Here is an 18366-nt window from a genome sequence, read left to right as displayed (position 1 = left end):
AAACACGCGTGGCGACCAGAATATGGCGCTAATCTCTGCAATCGTGGCCGTTGCCACGATTGGCGGATTGTTATTCGGATATGACAGCGGAGCCGTGAATGGCACGCAGCCGGGGCTCAAGGCAGCGTTTGCCCTGAGCGAGGGCGGACTTGGCTTCACGGTGGGTTCGTTGCTCATCGGCTGCTTCATCGGCGCGTTCTTCGCTGGTACGCTGGCCGACAAGATGGGGCGTCGTAACGTGATGCGGATCGCGGCGGTGCTGTTTCTGGTCGGTGCGCTGGTCCAGGGATTGACCGCGGATCATACGATCTTCGTGCTTGCACGCCTGACCGGCGGCATCGCGGTTGGCGCGGCGAGTGTGCTTTCGCCCGCCTATATCGCCGAGGTCGCACCTGCGCACATCCGCGGACGAATGACGACGGTTCAGCAAATCATGATCATTACCGGCCTGACGCTGGCCTTCCTCGTCAACTATGTCCTTGCCGCGGTGGCTGGCGAATCGACCAACCCCCTCTGGGGCGGAATCCAGGCATGGCGCTGGATGTACCTGATGCAGGCGCTGCCAGCGGCGATTTTCCTGGTTGCCCTGTTCTTCATTCCGGAAAGCCCGCGCTATCTGGTTTCGCGTGGCCGCAATGACGAGGCTGCCGGCGTTCTCACCCGCCTTTTCGGCGAGCGGCAATCCAAGATCAAACTCGAAGAAATCCGTGCCAGTTTCTCGGTCGATCACCGGCCGCGCCTGCGCGATGTTCTGGCACCAGAAGGCACCAAGGGCTTCCTCGGCGTCCGCCCGATCGTCTGGGTCGGCATCATGCTGGCGGTGTTCCAGCAACTCGTCGGGATCAACGTCATTTTCTATTACGGCGCTACCCTGTGGCAGTTGGCCGGGTTCACCGAAGGTGATGCACTGCTGATCAACATCGTTTCGGGGGCGGTTTCGATCGCGGCCTGTTTCGTGACCATCGTGCTGATCGACAAGATCGGACGCAAGCCGCTGCTGCTGATCGGTTCCGCCGGGATGGCGGTGACGCTGTTCGTGATGGTCTATGCTTTCAGCCAGGGAGGTCTCGACGCCGAAGGTAACCTGACCTTGTCGGCCGGTCTCGGCACCCTCGCGGTGGTCGCGGCGAACCTTTACGTCATCTTCTTCAACGTGAGCTGGGGGCCGGTGATGTGGGTCATGCTGGCGGAAATGTTCCCCAACCAGATCCGCGGTTCGGCGCTGGCAGTGGCGGGCTTCTTCCAGTGGTTCGCGAACTACCTGATCGCCCAGACCTTCCCGCTGATGGCGGCGGGCATCGGGCTCGCGGCCAGCTACAGCTTCTACGCTGTCTGCGCCGTGATCAGCTTCTTCCTGGTCCAGCGTTTCATTGTCGAAACCAAGGGCAAGGAACTGGAGGAAATGGTCGGCTGATGCAGGGCAGGGCTGGCCGCGCCGGCCCTGCCGCATTAGCAGGATGAATATGGATACCGCAGCCAACAGTCCCGTTCGTGTCGTCGTCCTCGGTGGCGGCACAGCGGGCTGGATGACGGCAGCGGGCATTGCCCGGATGCTTCCCGGCCTGGCCAAGGTCCAACTGGTCGAAAGCGAAGATATCGGCATCGTCGGGGTGGGGGAAGCAACGCTGCCCCACATCCGCAGTTTCGTCGAGAAGCTGGGGATCGACGAAGCCGCCTTCATGAAGGCCACGCACGCCACCTTCAAACTCGGGATCGATTTCCGCGATTTCGGGCGCATCGGCGAAAGTTACATCCACCCGTTCGGATCTTTCGGTGAAGAACTGAAAGGCGTGGGATTTCACCATTACTGGCTTGAATTGCAGCGGCAGGGCCTTGCTCGCCCGCTTGGCGATTACTCGCTTGCGGTCACTGCGGCGCTTGCCAACCGGTTCCGTCCTCCGGCGCAGGACGACACGCTCGGCTCGACCTATGGCTATGCCTATCAGTTCGACGCCACGCTGTTCGGTCCGTTCATGCGCGAATTCGGCACCTCGATCGGGGTCGAACGTCATGAAGGGCTGGTGACCTCGGTCGAACGCGACAGCGAAAGCGGGGACGTAACTGCCCTGTGCCTGAACGATGGACGGCGCATCGAAGGCGACCTGTTCATCGATTGCTCGGGCTTCCGGTCGCTGCTGCTGGGGCAGGAATTGGGGGCCGGCTGGGAAGACTGGACCCATTGGCTGCCGTGTGATCGCGCTGCCGCAATGCCCTGCGCTCATGCGACCGACGATATCCGCCCCTATACCACCGCGACCGCGATGCCCGCCGGGTGGCGGTGGCAGATCCCGTTGCAGCACCGGATGGGCAATGGCTACGTCTTTTCCAGCGCGCATCTTAGCGAGGACGAGGCGTGCGAGACAATCCGTGCCAGCGCCGAAGGCAAACCGCTCGCCGATCCGCGCATCCTGCGGTTCCGGCCCGGCCGCCGCACGCAGTCGTGGAGCCACAACGTTATTGGCGTCGGGCTCGCCAGCGGATTCCTCGAACCGCTCGAATCCACTTCGATCTATCTCGCGCAGATGGCGATCACCTATCTGATCGAACTGTTCCCCATCGGCGGCGGGATCGATTCGCGCGACCGGGATGAATTCAACCGGCTGGTCGACATGGAATACGACCGGGTCCGTGACTTCCTGATTTTGCATTACAACGCGACCACGCGCGACGACTCCGACTTCTGGAACCATGTGCGGACAATGAAAGTGCCCGACAGCCTGGCCGACAAGCTGGAACTGTGGCGTAGGGCGGGCCGTATCGAGAAATACTCCGACGGCTTGTTTTACGATGCCAGCTGGATCGCCGTGTATGTCGGACAGGGCCTGCTACCCGAACGCTATGATCCGCGGCCAGCACTGGCCGACCCGCAGAACCTGTCACGTGCCGCGGAACAATTGCACGCGGCGATTGCGCAAGAAGTGGCTGCCATGCCGCAGCACCGCGAATTCCTGAACCAGGAGGCGGCCCGCATCGCGCAGGCGGCATGACCGAGCCACGTGAACCGCTACGCCGGATCGTCATTGTCGGCGGCGGACAAGTAGGGGTGCTCGCCGCCATCGCGATGCGCCGCGCTTTGCCATTGTGCGAGGTGATTGTAGTCGGGCAGATGCCGTCGCCTGCATCCTTCGCCGACTGGTCGCCCGGTGCGCTGCCGATGACGAACAAACTGCATGATCGTTTGGGGATCGGGGAACAGGACATCGTCCGCCGGGCTGGGGGCAGCCACCGACTGGTCACGCGCTATACCGGTTGGGGCGAAGGCGGGCAGGACGGGGTCTTATCCTTCGGCGAATCGCTTGATCCGGCCCTCAAGACGGCGTTCGCGCGGGAATGGGGCGGCGGACAGCGCCATACTGCGGGTCCGCGCAGCGCCGGGTCGATCGCAGAAGTATTGGCCGACGCGGAGCGCTTCGCCCCACCGCCGCAAGACCAGCCGACCCCGATTTCGAATGTCGATTTCGCGCTGCGCTGGAACCCGATAGCCTACCGTGCCCTGTTGATCGAACACGCGCAGGCATTGAAAGTGCAGTATGTCGAGGGCGAAATTGACGCGGTGGAACCCGGTGAGGTAAATACTTTCTCGGCGGTCCGGATCACTGGACAGGGCCGGATAGAGGGCGATCTGTTCATCGATTGCAGTGGTCCTGCCGCCAGCCTGCTGGCTTCGCATCCCAAATTCGCAATGACCGACTGGTCTGCGACGCTGCCGACACGGCAGATATTCCTTTCCCGGCCCGGCTCGCCCGTAATTTCGCTCGCCGACCGCTTCAGCGTGGTTGGTGCAGGGTGGATGAGCGAAGTTTACGGCCGCGACGGCATGCAGAGGATGCTCGGGGTCGGGGCGAATACCGACCGCAATACTGCCCTAGCGGCGCTCGGCGCGCCTGCTGCCGCGCTTGTTTCGCTAGCTCCGGGGCGGGTTGCCGCGCCGTGGCTCGGCAATGTCGTCGCGATCGGTGATGCGGCTGCGCGGTTCGAACCGCTTGGCCCTTATCACCTCGATCTAGCGCACCGGCAACTCGCCCTGCTGCTGGAAATGCTTCCCGGACGAGAGATCGAACCGCTCGAGCGTGCCGAATACAACCGCCGCTCGGTGCTGATGATGGAAGGGTTGCACGAGGTGCTCGCAATGCATTTCGCCGCCGCGGGCGCAAAGCGGGTGTTCGGCGACCTCCCGCTTCCGAACAGCTTGGAACAGGTGCTCGACCAGTTCATTCGCCGCGGCCGGATCCCGTTTCGGGAGGAAAGCCCGCTCGCTCCGCAGGAACAATTTGCGCTGCTGGTTGCGCTCGGATTTGCGCCGGGCTCACCGCCTGCATCGCGCGCAGGCGGCGGCGGATCACAGGAAGCCGCCCGGGCCGACTTTGCTGCCCGTGCCGAGCATGCGCTCCAGTTCGCGCCGCCTTACGAGCAATGGCTCGCCTCGGCGCTACAGGCTCAGCGCATCAACTGACGGATCATCTCGTGCATTTGTGCGAACAGCGCCGGAGAAGGCGGACCGAGGACCCCCTTGGCATGATCGGGGAGATGCGCAGCGGGATCGCCCTGCTGTTCGAACACGTAGTAATTCACCATCTCGCGCCACACGTCGCGCTGTTCCGGCGGGAGGTGCTTGAACGTGAGCAATGCGTGAAGCAGACCGACATAGGGGCTGGTCAGGCCATCAGGTACGTCCTGCGTCCACCAGTAATTGACCAGGATGCTGACCGGTTCAAGCGATTCGACGCCGTGCCACCAACCATAGGGGATATAAATTGCATCGCCCGGATCCAGCGTGGCCTGTGCCGCATGACGCCAGGCCTCGGCAAATCGCGGGTGCGCTTCCTCGTCAGGTTCGGCTAAGTCGACCATGCTCACCGGAGTGCCCGCCGGGGTCAGTTCAAACGGTCCGGGGTAGAGATTCCCGATCTGATCGGGCGGAAATAGCGTGAAGCGGCGCCGCCCCGCCACGCAGCAGGCGACGTTCTCCTTCCCGTCGTAATGCGGGGCGACGCGAATGCGGTTACCGATCCAGATCTTTGGTGCGACTTGCGGCAGGATCGCGAGCCGGTTTTCGTCGGCGAACCGTGGCAGCAGACTGGCGATGTCTTCGGATTGCACCGCCATGGCCGGTGGGTCCGATACTTCGGCGGCGCGCAGCAAATCTTCGAGAAACATTTCCAGCCGGCCCTGTCCGCTGACAAAATTGAGGCCGGTAAGGTCGGGCGTGTAGAAGAAACGTCCGCCTTCACCGGGCGATGCTGCAATCGCGGATACCGGCCGCGCGCTACCGATCTCGCCGAGGTAGCGCACGATCGACGCATCACCCTGCCGCCCCGCTTCCACGGCCGGCCAGTCACCGACCAACTGCCGCATTATTACCGGGCGGACGTTTCGCCGGATCTCTGCAAAGCTCGCGGCATCAATCGCGGCATCGGCATCGGGAATTGTGTTGGGCGCGGCTCGGTCAGTCACGCGGTCAGCCGTTCGCTGGCGGCAATCGTTCCGCCGCGCTCGCTCAGGAAGTCGGACTGGGAAGGCAGCTGGTCGGCAGTGTTGCGAATTGCCCCGCGAATATTGCCGAGGCGGGCGAGCGTCTCCGCGTCGTCGAGCAATCTGGCCGCAGGATGATACCGCTGCGGGCTGATCCCCTGACTGAGCATTACCGAAAGCCAGCTGGCCTCCGTGAAAAGCTCGTTATGTTCCCGGAATATCCGCCCGGAACTCCGAAACATTTCGATCTTTTCGGCCAGTCCGTCGGTCGGTTCGAGGTTACGGCAATAGCGCCAGAATTCGGAATCGTCGCGCTCGGTCGCCGAGTAGTGAAGCAACAGGAAGTCGCGGATGTCGACATATTCCCGCTCGGTCTCGTCGTTGTAACGCCCGATTTCAACCTCGCTGAAACCGCTGTCGGGAAACAAGGATAACAAGCGGGCGATGCCGGATTGGACGAGATGTATCGAAGTCGATTCGAGCGGTTCCAGGAAGCCGCCGGCAAGCCCCAGCGCTACTACGTTTTTTTCCCATGCCCGAGCCCGGTGGCCCGCAGTGAAACTGAGACGGTTCGGTTCCGCCAGCGGCTTGCCGTCAAGGTTGGCAAGCAACATGTCGGTCGCCGCTTCGCCGTCCATATGCGCCGAGGAAAACACATGCCCGTTGCCGATGCGATGTTGCAGCGGAATGCGCCACTGCCAGCCCGCCGAGCGCGCGGTGGAACGAGTCAGCGGTTCGTTCGCCCCGCCAAGTTCGCACGGGATCGCGACCGCGCTGTCGCACGGCAACCAGCGTGACCAATCATTGAACGGGACGCCCAGTGTCTGGCCCAGGAGCAGCGAACGGAAGCCGGAGCAGTCGATGAACAATTCACCTTCTACTTCCGTTTGGTCATCCAGCTTCAATCCAGTGACAAAGCCGCTTTCGGGATGCTGAAGAACCTCCACCACGCGCCCTTCGACCCGGCGAACACCGGCCTGTTCGGACAGACCACGCAAAAACTTCGCGTAACGTCCGGCATCGAACTGGAAGGCGTAGGACAGCTTTGAAAGCGGCGATTTGCGGTTGTCGGGCTGCGGCCACGTGAATTTACCGGACTTCCCGGCGACCGCAGCGATCGAGTAACTGTCGATTGCCGCGGTATCGCCCAGTTCCCGTCCGCGCAGCCAAAAATGCTGGAATTCGATCCCCAGCATATCCAGACCGAACGAACCAAAGGGATGGACGTAGGAATGGCCCGGCCGTAGCCAGTCGACGAATTCGATGCCCAGTTTGTAAGTTGCCCGGGTTTCGCGCATGAACGCCATCTCGTCGAGACCGATCAGGCGGTTGAACGCGGTAATTTGCGGAATGGTGGCTTCGCCGACTCCGACTGTGCCGATCGCTTCGCTTTCGATCAGGGTAATACTCAGCCCCGGAAGCGCGCCGAGGACCCGCGACAGTCCCGCCGCCGCCATCCAGCCCGCGGTGCCGCCGCCCACGATCACGACCTTGCGGATTGGCGAATTTTTCATCGCGCCGCAGCCTGGGCGGCGAATGGTCCGGGGGAAGGGGGCTGGGCTGTCGGTGCGTCGTGCCACCCGCCTGATTGGCGGATGAATTCTTCGTGGGTCGGCAGCTTGGCCGCGATATCCCGGTAGGCGTCCCGCATCTGTTCCATCGCAGCCGCCACCTTCTGTTCGTCGAGGGTGTCGGCGATCGGATCGTACGCTTGCGGCCAGATGTTCTGTCCTAGCATCACGGCGATCCAGCTGGGGGCGACGAACAATTCGGCATTCTCGCGAAATATCCGCCCGTGCAGCCGCCACAACTCGATCTTGCGGGCAAGAGACGCGGGTACTTCCATGTCCCGGACATAGCGCCAGAACGCGGTGTCGTCTCGCTGCGTAGCCTTGTAATGGAGGATGATGAAGTCCCGTACATCCTCGTAGAGTTCCTTCATCCCGCGATTGTATTCGTCGCGTTCTATCGGACTGATCGGATTATCGGGGAAAAGCGCGAACAGCCGCGCAATGCCGTTCTGGATCAGGTGGATACTGGTCGATTCCAGCGGCTCGATAAAGCCCGATGAAAGCCCGAGGGAAATCACGTTGTGGTTCCATGCCTTGCGCCGCATGCCAGTAAGGAAGCGAAGTGTGCGCGGTTCCTGCAGCGGTTCGCCTTCAAGATTGGCCAGGAGAACATCGCGGGCTGTGTCTTCGTCCATGAACCCGCTGGAGAAGACGTGGCCGTTTCCGGTCCGGTGTTGCAGTGGAATGCGCCACTGCCAGCCCGCGGCATGCCCGGTGGAGCGGGTGAAGGGATCGGGGGAGCCAATGTTCGCAGTCGGCACCGCAATGGCCCGGTCCATGGGCAACCAGTGACTCCAGTCGTCATACCCCGTTTCGAGCGCTTCCTCGATCAGCAAGCCGCGAAAGCCGGAGCAGTCGACGAACAATTCGCCTTCGACAAGCCTACCGTCTTCCAGCTGGACGGAAGTGACGTCGCCGCTTTCGCCGTCGCGGTGGACTTTCACGATCCGCCCCTCGAGACGCACGGTTCCCTGACGCTCGGCCAGTTGGCGCAAGTGGGCCGCATAGAGGCTTGCGTCGAAATGATAGGCGTAGGCGATCTGCGAAACCAGCGACTGCGCGCCCGCCGAAGGACGGGCAAACCGGCCTGCGTGCGCCGCCATGGTGCACATTGAGAAATGCCCGATATCAGGGCTGATGCCGTTCGTCCCTGCCGCTCTTGCCGCTTCCCTCAGGAACAGGTGGTGGAACTGGATACCGTGCAGATCTTGACCATAACCGCCGAATGGATGGAAGTAACGGTCACCTTGTCGGCCCCAATTCACGAACTCGATGCCCAGTTTATAAGTGCCCTTGGTGGCGCGGAGAAATTCGTTCTCGGGAATATCGAGCATCGCGTTGAAACTGCGAATGGGCGGAATGGTCGCTTCGCCGACGCCGACGATCCCGATCGCGTCCGATTCGATCAGCGTTATCGTTCGCTGGCCATCGTTGAAGAAACGGGACATGGCAGCCGCGGCCATCCAACCCGCGGTACCGCCACCGACAATGACGACGCGCGAAATGCGTTTCGCGGTACCGATACCATTTATCCCTGCCATCTCGCTCCCCCGACTACCCCATATATGTTCTGTGGGCAATTTGTCACAGCCCACAGCTAAACCCGGAAGTTCCTCTTGCCAAGGAAACTACGTGCCGATATGCCTTGTTTCAAAGCAAAGACAAGCTACCCGCCTAAATGTGGTAGCGCTAACATGGGAGGGGTGATCTTATGATCAAATCAGCGTTTAATCGTTCGGGGACTGGCGGGGGGTGTGACCACCTGCTGAAAACGTTGTTGCGGACCAGTGTGTCGGCCATCGTGGTCACCGGGTTCATGGCTGGGCAGACAGCCCATGCGCAGGATGCGCAGCCGGCCGGTACCGAAGAAGCCGAGCCGGCTTCGGACGATCTCGGTAACGTCATTGTCGTCAGCGGCATCCGCCAATCGCTTGCGAAGGCCCAGGATATCAAGCGTGATGCCGACACCGTCGTCGATGCTATCACTGCCGAAGACATCGGCGCACTTCCTGACCGTTCGGTGACCGAGGCGCTGCAGCGCGTTCCCGGGATCGCGATCAACCGCTTCGCTGGTTCGAACGATCCGGACCACTTCTCTGTCGAAGGTTCCGGTGTTGTCGTTCGCGGCCTCAACTTCGTTCGCTCGGAATTCAACGGCCGTACGGCCTTCGCCGCTGGTGTCGGCGGGCAAGCGCTGAACTTTGCCGATGTTCCCTCCGAACTGCTCGGCTCGGTGGTGATCTCGAAGAACTCGACCGCCGACATGATCGAAGGCGGGCTCGCCGGGACGGTCAATCTCAACACCCGCAAGCCATTCGACAACAAGGGCTTCAAGATCGCGCTCAGCGCGGAAGCCAACTACGGTGATATGGCCAAGGAATGGACTCCGACCATTTCGGGCCTGATCAGCAACCAGTGGGACACCGGAATTGGCCGGATCGGCCTGCTGGTCAGCGGCGCCTATTCACAGATCAAGAGCCGCGCCGACGGTTTACAGATCGCGAACTACCAGATTCGTGACGGACAGTCCGTGCGGGCGGCCAACACCGGCGACCGTTTCATTTGCCGCAATCCCTTGCCATCGGGTTCCGACACCACGACCCTGCCGCCGCCAAATGCGGCCTGCGGTAATTTCGGCGCTGCCGGCGCAGACGGTTTTGCCGATTATGCCGACTTCCGCGTCGCTCCTGTGGGCGGCCAGTTCCGTACGCAGGAATTCAACCGCAAGCGTGACGGTATCGCCGTCTCGGCGCAGTGGGAAAGTCTCGACGAGCGCACCATGGTCACGGCGGAATTCATCCGCTCGCACACCACCAACGCGTGGGGCGAATATACCTATGAAGCCGCGCCGGACCTTACCGAATATTCGACTTATCCGATCGGCTGCCAGCAGAACGCCAACGGCCCGAACGTGGTCGACAGCGGCGGCGTAATCGATCCCAACGACGAAACTCCGCCGCGCGCGCAGTGCCCGGTCGGTGGTTTCACCGATTTCGTCTATGACGAGAACAACGTCTTCCAGTCCGGCTATATCGTTGACGCCAGCAATGGCTGGCGCGGCGATCCGGCGGCGTCACCATTCGTTCCCATCGGCGGTTCGCAATACTCGCTGGCTCGCCGTCAGGTGCTGGATGAAACCACCAACACCGATTACAGCCTCCGGTTGGAGCACCAGTTGACGGATCGGGCGAAAATCACGCTCGACGGCCAGTATGCAAACTCGCGCAAGGAAAATCTCGATTTCAGTGTTTTCGGTTCGAGTTTTGCCGATTCCGAACTGGATATCTCGGGCGATCTGCCCATCGTGATCCCGCACAAGCCGCAGTTCCTGGGATACGACTGGTCGACACCGGGTGCTGCACTGGCAGGAGCAACGGATGCGGAATACTTCACCGATCCGCGGTTCCAATTCTGGCGCGCGGCGATGGATCACGCCGAAGACAGCAAGGGCGATCAGTTCGCGTTCCGGGCTGACCTCGATTATGAATTCGACGAAGATTCCTTCATCCGCCGTGCCAAGTTCGGCGCGCGCTACCAAGGCCGCGAGCAGGAAGTCCGCTACACCACGTACAACTGGGGTATGCTCAGTGAAGTGTGGTCGGGCAGCCGTCCGGTCAATTTTGGCGATACCGAAGCTGATGGACAGCAAGAGCGCTACGAGTTCCCGGACTTCTTCCGCAATCAGGTTCCCGGACCTCCGGGGGCATTCTATTACGCCGGTGACCTGATCGGTGATTACGAAGGTTCGGTGGATTATTTCCAATCGGTCCAGGACCGTGCGCGGGCACTGGGTGCCTCACCAAGCTGGAACCCGCTTGCCGCGCGTGGTGGTACGGTTGACGGTTCGCCCTACCTGCCAACCGACATCCAGACGGTGAAGCAGTACGATTCTGCTGCCTACGCGATGCTCAACTTCGGCAGCGACGACTTGTTCGGTGATGTCCGCCTGACCGGCAATATCGGAGTTCGCTGGGTCAAGACCGACGTTCGCTCGCAAGGCGTTCGTTCGCCGGGCACAGTAGGCGGTCTGAACATCGCTGATCCGTTCTCCGTACGCTGCGCGCCCCGTAACCGGCCGCCAGCGGCTGGCGGCGGCACCGCAGTACCGGGCGGCATCTGCAACATCGGCGAGGCGGCTTATGTCTCGCTGCAGAATTTCGTCGATGGCAGTCTTGAACAGACCAACGTCAAGCACAGCTATGATTATCTGCTGCCAAGCCTGAACGTGAAGTTCGGCCTTAGCGACGAGCTCATCCTGCGCTTCGCCGTATCGAAGGTGCTGACACGGCCAGACAATGGCTACATCCGGAACTACTTCACATCCAGCATCGATACGTCGGGCAACTTCACCGGTACGGCGGGCGATCCTACGCTTGATCCGGCGACAGCCTGGCAGTTCGACGCCAGCCTCGAATGGTACTTTGCGCCGGTCGGCTCGCTCACGTTCAACGCCTTCTACAAGAGCATCGATAACTTCTTCTTCCAGTCGGTGCGGACGGAACAAATCACCAACGGCAGCGGCGAAACCCGCGATGTCACGGTGCGCGGTCCGGCCAACTTCGACGGTACCGGCAAGGTCAAGGGCTTTGAAGTTGCCTACCAGCAAACGTTCGACTTCCTGCCGGGCTTGCTCAACGGCCTCGGTGGTTCGGCGAACTACACCTATATCGACAGTTCGGGTCTCCCGAACACGTTCCTGAACGGCGGGGCGGTGCCCAATGACTCTACGGTTCCTCCCGGCAACTTGCCACTGGAGCAATTGTCGAAGCACAACTTCAACGTCAGCGCGTTCTATGAAAAGGGTCCGATTTCACTGCGGGCCGCGTATAACTGGCGGTCACGCTTCCTGCTCACCGCATCGGACGTGATCTTCCCGTACTACTCGATCTTCAACGAGCCGACCGGACAGTTGGACGCCTCGGTGTTCTTCAACCTCACGGAAAATATCCGTGTTGGTGCGCAGGGTGTGAACCTGCTCAACGAAGTCACCAAGACGACCCAGGCCTACAGCGGCGATCCCGACCAACTGGTGCCTCGTTCGTACTTCATGAACGACCGTCGTTTCTCGCTCATCGTGCGTGCGAACTTCTAACTTCTCTGGTTCAAGACAGGGGCTGCGGGCCGTTCCACCGAAAGGGGGAGCGGCCCGTCTGCATTTGCATCTAGGGCACGTCGAAAAACGCGCAGGTTTGCAGGCGCGGGGCTAGGCATCGTCCCAAACGCAGTGCAGCCCCGCTTTCCAGCGGGGCTGCAAGGGCTTCCGGTAATTGAAATCCGGTCAGGCGGTCAGGGACGCCGCGATCGCATCGCGCATCGGCTTGGGACGATAATCGGAATCATACGGTGTCCCGCGGACTTCCAGGCCGTCGGGCCGTTTGGCGGGGTCGAAACCCTGCAACCAGTTGAACTTGTCGACCATCCCCCAGGCGAGGATGTCATCGAGATGATCGCCATGCTCCAGCATCAAGTCGAAATAGCGCCGGGTGAATTCGGCGACTTTCTGGTCGCGTATTGCGATGTCAGCCGGGAGCGCCTTGTCCTTGACGTCGAATTCGGTGATCAGCAAACGGTATCCCATGCCGGTAACTTCATCGAGGAATTGCCGCCATTCGCGCTCGGCATAGGGGCCGACGCCGGTTGCGGGATCGATCGAGAACATCTCGATATGCGATTGGATACCGAGCGCATCGACCGGAGTGCCGCGCTTGCGGAACCCTTCGAGCAGCCGCAGCACGTCGTCACAATGAGCACGGTGCGCCGGTTCCCAGCTCATGTAGTCGTTATAAACCAGCTGGCCGTCCGGCAATTCCTCGCGGGCGGTGCGAAACGCGAGATCGAGCACCGCCTCGGGGCTGCCCATCGCACGGCTGAGGCTGGTTTCGATGGTAGCGTTGCGATCATGGTCGATCGCTTCGTTGACGACGTCGTAACTCGAGATCACGCCGCGGTAACGGCGCGTTACGGTACGGATATGCTCGGTCAGGATCCGTTCGGCTTCCGCAACCGGATTGGCGCCAAAATCATAGGTGTTGAGCCAAGCGGGGAACCACTGCGGCCGGTGCCACAGCAGGGTATGCCCGCGAACTGCAACGCTGTTCGCCTGCGCCCACGCCACTATTTCGTCCATTCGTCTGAAATCATAGGCGTCGGCGCTTGGCCGCACGGCCTGCCACTTCATTTCGTTTTCGGGCACCACGATGCCGCATTCGCTTTTGACGATGTCGGTATAGCGGGAATTCTGAACTGAAGCGGCTTCGCTCCGGCCCGGGGCCGAGGCAATCGCGGTGCCGAACTTGCGGCTGCCGGGGACGGCGAGCGTGTTCAAACCGGGCTGCGGCAAACCGACCGGACCTGGCGGAGGGGGAGGGGCGGAAACCGGGGGCGAGGCACCCGGTCCGCTTTGACCGCCGCCGCCGCACGCAGCCAGAGACATCGCGGCGAGCCCCGCAAGCGTGCCCCTGCGATCAATTTCGAAACCCTTGGTCATGTCATGCGATCTCCACGTCGACGGATTTGAGGCTGGCGCTGCTGCTGCCAACCGATAGCTTGACCGGACCCGGTTCGTTGACTTCCGCCATGTCGCGGTTCCAGATGGCAAGGTGCCGCGGTTCGATCAAGAACCGGACTCTGCGCTCCTCGTTGGGGGCAAGCGTGACGCGTTCGAACCCCTTTAGTTCGAGGACGGGCCGGGTGACCGAAACATCGGTCCGCGTGATATACAATTGGACCACTTCGTCGCCCTCGCGGGAGCCCGTATTGCGCACCGTGGCCGAGACCTCGATAGGCTCGTCTCGCCGGAACGACCGTTTCGCCGGGCGCGGCTCGGAAATAGCAAAGCTGGTGTAGGACAGGCCGTGGCCGAAGGCGAACATCGGTCCCTTGTCGTCGAATAGGTAGCCGCGCCGGGCGCTCGGCTTATGGTTGTAGAAATAGGGGATCTGGCCTTCGTTGCGAACCACGGTAACCGGCATTTTGGCACCGGGATTTACGATTCCAAACAAAGCTTCCGCCACGGCGGTGCCACCTTCCTGGCCGGGGTACCAGCATTCGAGAACGGCATCGGCCTTCTCGACCACATTGGGCCAGCTTGGCGGGCGGCCATTGTAGGCTGCCACGATCAGCGGTTTGCCAAGTTCGGCCAGTGCATCGACCAACGCGTTCTGTTCTCCGACGATATCGATGTCGGTGCGGTCGCCCAGATGGTTGGCAGCAAAACCTTCGCGGCTGGTCTGTTCTGTATCGCCGATGGCAACGATGATCGTGTCAGCGGCGCGCGCGACTTCGACCGCTTCGGCTATCAGCCGCAGGTTCTCTTCCCGGTCGGCAAGCGTGATGATGTCCTGCGAACGGTCTTCGCTGGTGGTAATGAACACGCCCTGCGCGGTGACGAAATCGACCCCGGGAGCGATCTGGCGCAGACCCTCGATCAGGCTTACGGTTTGCTTGGGAATGCTCGAATATCCGCCCAACCGCGCGATGGCATGGTTAGGACCGATTACTGCCACCCGGCCGACCGCTTTGCGGTCCAGCGGCAGTGTATCGTTGCGGTTGGTCAGCAGGCACAGCCCCTTGCGAGCGGCCTCAAGCGCCAAGGCGCGGGCTTCAGCATTGCCGGTAATCCGGCGGGTCAGGTCCCAGTCGCCGTACGGGTTCTCGAACAATCCGGCCCGGAACTTGAGCGTCAGCATCCGTGCGCAGGCAGTGTCGATCAGCGACTGCGGAATCCGCCCTGCGCGAACCGCATCCGTAAGGGTCGCGAATGCCATCCCCTCGGGCAGTTCACTATCGACGCCGGCCTCGAGCGCTTGCCGTGCGGCATCTTCAAGATCGGTAGCGACCTTGTGCAGTGTCGCGAGTTCGTGGACGCCGCCGTAATCGCTGGCGATGATCCCGTCGAAGCCCCACTCGCCGCGCAGGACACTCCCCAGCAACCACGTGCTGGCGTGGCTCGGCATCCCGTCGATCTCGTTATAGCTGGGCATTACCCCGCCTACCGAGGTCCGCGCGACGATTTCGCGGAACGGGGGGAAGAAATTCTCCCGCAATTCGCGTTCGGACAATTGGGCAGGGGAAATATTGTTGCCGGCTTCGGGCTGGCCGTGACCGGTCATGTGCTTCAGCGTGGCGAAGACCTTGCCTTCCGGCAGTTTCTCGAACTTGCCGGGACCTTGCAGACCCTCGACCGCGGCGACGCCCATTTCGCCGACGAGGTAGGGATCCTCACCCCAGGTTTCCTCGATCCGGCCCCAGCGTGGGTCGCGGACGATATCGACCACCGGGCTGAGGACGAACGAGACACCGCGGGCCCGCACTTCGCGCGCGATGACCGACTGGACCCGCCGCATAAGGTCGCTGTCGAAGCTCCCGGCGAGGGCGATTGCCTGCGGGAACATGGTCGCCTCGGTGGCCATGTATCCGTGGAGGGATTCTTCGTGGACCAGCACCGGAATGCCGAGCGTGGTATCCTTGGTCGCCCATCGCTGCAGGGCGTTGATGAATTCGACCGTTTCCTTCGGGGTGCGCCAGCGCGCCGCGGTGCCGCCTGCAGCGCCGCTGATGCCCGGAACGCCGCGCTTGTCACTGGGGCGGGTGACGTGGCCGATGCCGTCGGGGAACGCCGCGCTGGCCTTGGTGGGATCGAAGGCGAGGCCGTCAATCATGTCACCCTTGGCTGCCCACGCCGTGCGCAGTTGCTCGACCTTTTCTTCCAGCGTCATCCGCGCCATCAGGTCGGCCACGCGCGCGGCCAGCGGCGCCGACGCGTCCTTGTAGCGCGCGGCACCCGCCTGAGCGAAGGCGAGAGGTGACTGCGCCAGCGCGAGCGCCGACAAGCTGCCGCTGGCCATCAGGCGGAGTGCCTCGCGCCGCTTCATGGCGCGACTGTCAGCTTGGTTTCGGTCAGGTCCTGCGAGTTGGGGCCGACCATGATCGTGAATTCGCCCGGTTCGACCACGCGTTCCATGTCGCGGTTCCACAGCATGAAAGCATCGGGCCGGATCGGTATATCAACCTGCCGAGTTTCGCCCGGTGCCAGCGTCACCCGCTCAAATCCAACCAGTTCCTTCACCGGCCGGGTGACGGAGCTGATGTCGTCACGCAGATAGACCTGCACCACTTCGTCGCCCGCCATCTTGCCCGTATTCCTGACCGAAACCCTCACGGTCACGCCGTCGCCCGGTTTGATTGTGGCGGAGGACAAGGTCGGCGCGCTCAAGCTGAAGGTGGTGTAGGACAGGCCGTGCCCGAAGGGGAACAGCGGCGTCACCTCGTCGAACAGATAGCCGCGCCGCGCACTGGGCTTGTAATTGTAGAAGTTCGGGACCTGGCCCACATTGCGCGCGGTGCTGACGGGCATCTTGCCGCCCGGATTGACCTGGCCGAACAAGGCCTTGGCGATGGCATTCCCCTGCTGTTCCCCGGCGTACCAGGTTTCGAGGATGGCGTCGGCCTGCTCGGCGACGACCGGGTAACTGGGCGGCCGGCCATTGACCAGCACCGCCACCACCGGCTTGCCGAGCGCCTTTAGCGCGAGGAACAATTCATTCTGTTCGCCGACCAGGTCGAGGCTGGTGCGGTCGCCCAAGTGGGCATCGGCCCAACCTTCGCGGCTGGTCTTCTCGGTGTCGCCGATAAACAGCAGGATGGTGTCGGCGTCCTTGGCCACTTCGACCGCTTCGGCGATGCGCCGCCGGTTTTCGGCCGGATCGCCGAGGATAACTTCGTCATCCCACCAGTCGCTGTCGCCCTTGACGATTTCGACGCCCATCGACGACACAATCGTAGCCCGGTCACCGACCAATTGCCGGATACCCTGCAGCGGTGTCACGCTGGCGCGCGGTTCTCCGTAATAGCCGCCTAGCCTGGCCACGTCGGCGTTGGGACCGATGACCGCAATCACCGGCTTCTTTGCGCCTGCGCGCGGCAGTTCGAGCGGCAGGACCCCGTCGTTCTTGAGGAGGACGAGCGATTTTTCCGCAGCCTTGAGCGCGAGCGCCACGCCTTCTGGACCGTTGGAGGTCATCGCCGTCTGCAGATCCGGCCAGGGATTATCGAACAGGCCGGCATGAAATTTCGAAGTCAGGAAACGGCGGGCTGCCTGGTCGACGGCGGCGACGGGTACGGTGCCGTCCTTTACGCTAGCAACCAAGGTTTCGAACCCGGCGCCTTGCGGCAGGTCGACATCGACCCCGGACATCAACGCCAGCGCGCCCGCGGCCTTGTAATCGGGGACAATCTTGTGAAGCCGTGCAAGGTCCTCGATCGCGTAATAGTCCGACACCACGGCACCGCGGAAACCCCATTCGCCGCGCAGCACGTCGTTGAGCAGCCAGCTGTTGGAGTGCGACGGGATGCCATCGATCTCGTTGTAGCTCGCCATTACCGCGTCGATGGCGGTCCGTTTGACTACCTGTTCGAACGGCGGGAAGAACATTTCGCGCAGTGTGCGCTCGCTGATTTGGGCAGGGCCGACATTGGTGCCGCTTTCGGGCTGACCGTGGCCGGTCATATGCTTGAGCGTAGCCAGGACCTGGCCCGGCTGCAGCGTGCGGTCGGTACCGACGCCGGTCAGACCTTCGACCGACGCAACGCCCATTTCACCGACGAGAAACGGGTCTTCGCCAAAGGTCTCCTCGATCCGGCCCCAGCGCGGATCGCGCGCGACATCCACCACGGGGGAGAGAACCTGGTGGACGCCGCGCGCGCGGACCTCACCGGCAATCAGGTCGTTGATCTCGCGGACGAGATCAGGATCCCAGGTGCTGGCGAGGCCGATCGATTGCGGAAAGGACGTTGCGTCCTTGGCCGCGAAGCCGTGCAGTGATTCCTCGTGAAACAGGACGGGAATGCCGAGACGGGTGTTCTCCATCGCCCATTTCTGCGCGTCCACGACATAGCGGACACTGTCTTCGATATTGCGGCGCGGGACGACACGGGGGCTGGAGGGGCCGGCACGGTCGGAAGGGCGAGCGACCTGGCCAATCCCATCGGGATAGCGGGTCGAAGCCTTGGCAGGATCGAAATCATCTCCATCGCCCTGGATTGCGCCTTTACCGTCCCACACCGTGATGATCTGCGCGACCTTTTCTTCCAGCGTCATGCGCGAGAGCAGGTCTTCCACCCGTTGTTCGACCGGGAGGTTGGCATTCCAGTAAGGCGCATCGGGCATTGCCCGTTCGACCGCGACCTGCTGCGCTGCGAGTGGGGCGATGGGAGCCAATTGCAGCGCTGCCAGGCAAACACCGATAGCCAGCGCGTTCCGCTTCATACGTCGCATAAAAATGTCTCTCTCCCTGAGCGCGGCTTGACTAGCGCGCCTTCTGTG

10 protein-coding genes are annotated in these 18366 nt (G+C 62.2%); 4 read left to right on the top strand and 6 right to left on the bottom strand.

Translation table 11 applies throughout. From position 1 onward, the window contains the following. Positions 1-22 precede the first annotated feature (22 nt). From GRI65_RS05470 to GRI65_RS05460, 3 genes are read left to right on the top strand one after another with little or no spacing between them, the layout of a single operon-like run. The gene (locus GRI65_RS05470; protein ID WP_160755632.1) at positions 23-1414 is read left to right on the top strand and encodes a sugar porter family MFS transporter; all 1392 of its coding nucleotides are present in this window, start codon (positions 23-25) and stop codon (positions 1412-1414) included. A 49-nt stretch (positions 1415-1463) separates the two neighbouring features. Then, positions 1464-2987, top strand: coding sequence for a tryptophan halogenase family protein (locus GRI65_RS05465; protein WP_160755458.1), 1524 nt, complete (start codon positions 1464-1466; stop codon positions 2985-2987). Then, entirely contained in the window at positions 2984-4453 is a 1470-nt protein-coding gene (locus tag GRI65_RS05460; protein ID WP_160755457.1) for a tryptophan 7-halogenase, read from the top strand. The genes GRI65_RS05465 and GRI65_RS05460 overlap by 4 nt, the downstream gene beginning before the upstream one ends. Here the strand turns inward: GRI65_RS05460 and GRI65_RS05455 are convergent. From GRI65_RS05455 to GRI65_RS05445, 3 genes are read right to left on the bottom strand one after another with little or no spacing between them, the layout of a single operon-like run. Continuing rightward, positions 4438-5454 (bottom strand): cupin-like domain-containing protein, encoded by a 1017-nt coding sequence (locus GRI65_RS05455; RefSeq protein ID WP_332872602.1) that lies wholly within the window; start codon positions 5452-5454, stop codon positions 4438-4440. The two genes, GRI65_RS05460 and GRI65_RS05455, sit on opposite strands and share 16 nt — an antisense overlap. Further along, positions 5451-6986: a tryptophan halogenase family protein gene (locus GRI65_RS05450; RefSeq protein ID WP_160755456.1), complete on the bottom strand. Its 1536-nt coding sequence runs from the start codon at positions 6984-6986 to the stop codon at positions 5451-5453. Before GRI65_RS05450 ends, GRI65_RS05455 begins: the two co-directional genes overlap by 4 nt. Further along, positions 6983-8584 (bottom strand): tryptophan halogenase family protein, encoded by a 1602-nt coding sequence (locus GRI65_RS05445; protein WP_160755455.1) that lies wholly within the window; start codon positions 8582-8584, stop codon positions 6983-6985. The genes GRI65_RS05450 and GRI65_RS05445 overlap by 4 nt, the downstream gene beginning before the upstream one ends. Positions 8585-8859: 275 nt before the next feature. Between GRI65_RS05445 and GRI65_RS05440 the strand changes: the two genes are divergently transcribed. Then, positions 8860-12135 (top strand): TonB-dependent receptor, encoded by a 3276-nt coding sequence (locus GRI65_RS05440; RefSeq protein WP_160755630.1) that lies wholly within the window; start codon positions 8860-8862, stop codon positions 12133-12135. A 186-nt stretch (positions 12136-12321) separates the two neighbouring features. Here GRI65_RS05440 and GRI65_RS05435 read toward each other — a convergent pair whose 3' ends face one another. From GRI65_RS05435 to GRI65_RS05425, 3 genes are read right to left on the bottom strand one after another with little or no spacing between them, the layout of a single operon-like run. After that, the gene (locus GRI65_RS05435; protein ID WP_232843922.1) at positions 12322-13530 is read right to left on the bottom strand and encodes an endo-1,4-beta-xylanase; all 1209 of its coding nucleotides are present in this window, start codon (positions 13528-13530) and stop codon (positions 12322-12324) included. A 1-nt stretch (position 13531) separates the two neighbouring features. Further along, complete coding sequence (locus GRI65_RS05430; RefSeq protein ID WP_160755454.1) at positions 13532-15916, bottom strand: glycoside hydrolase family 3 N-terminal domain-containing protein; 2385 nt, start codon at positions 15914-15916, stop codon at positions 13532-13534. Continuing rightward, the gene (locus tag GRI65_RS05425; RefSeq protein WP_160755453.1) at positions 15913-18318 is read right to left on the bottom strand and encodes a glycoside hydrolase family 3 N-terminal domain-containing protein; all 2406 of its coding nucleotides are present in this window, start codon (positions 18316-18318) and stop codon (positions 15913-15915) included. The genes GRI65_RS05430 and GRI65_RS05425 overlap by 4 nt, the downstream gene beginning before the upstream one ends. Positions 18319-18366: the final 48 nt, after the last annotated feature.

It is taken from the genome of Allopontixanthobacter sediminis (genome assembly GCF_009828115.1).
GTDB lineage: Bacteria > Pseudomonadota > Alphaproteobacteria > Sphingomonadales > Sphingomonadaceae > Allopontixanthobacter > Allopontixanthobacter sediminis.
This window is presented reverse-complemented; position numbering and strand designations above follow the sequence as displayed.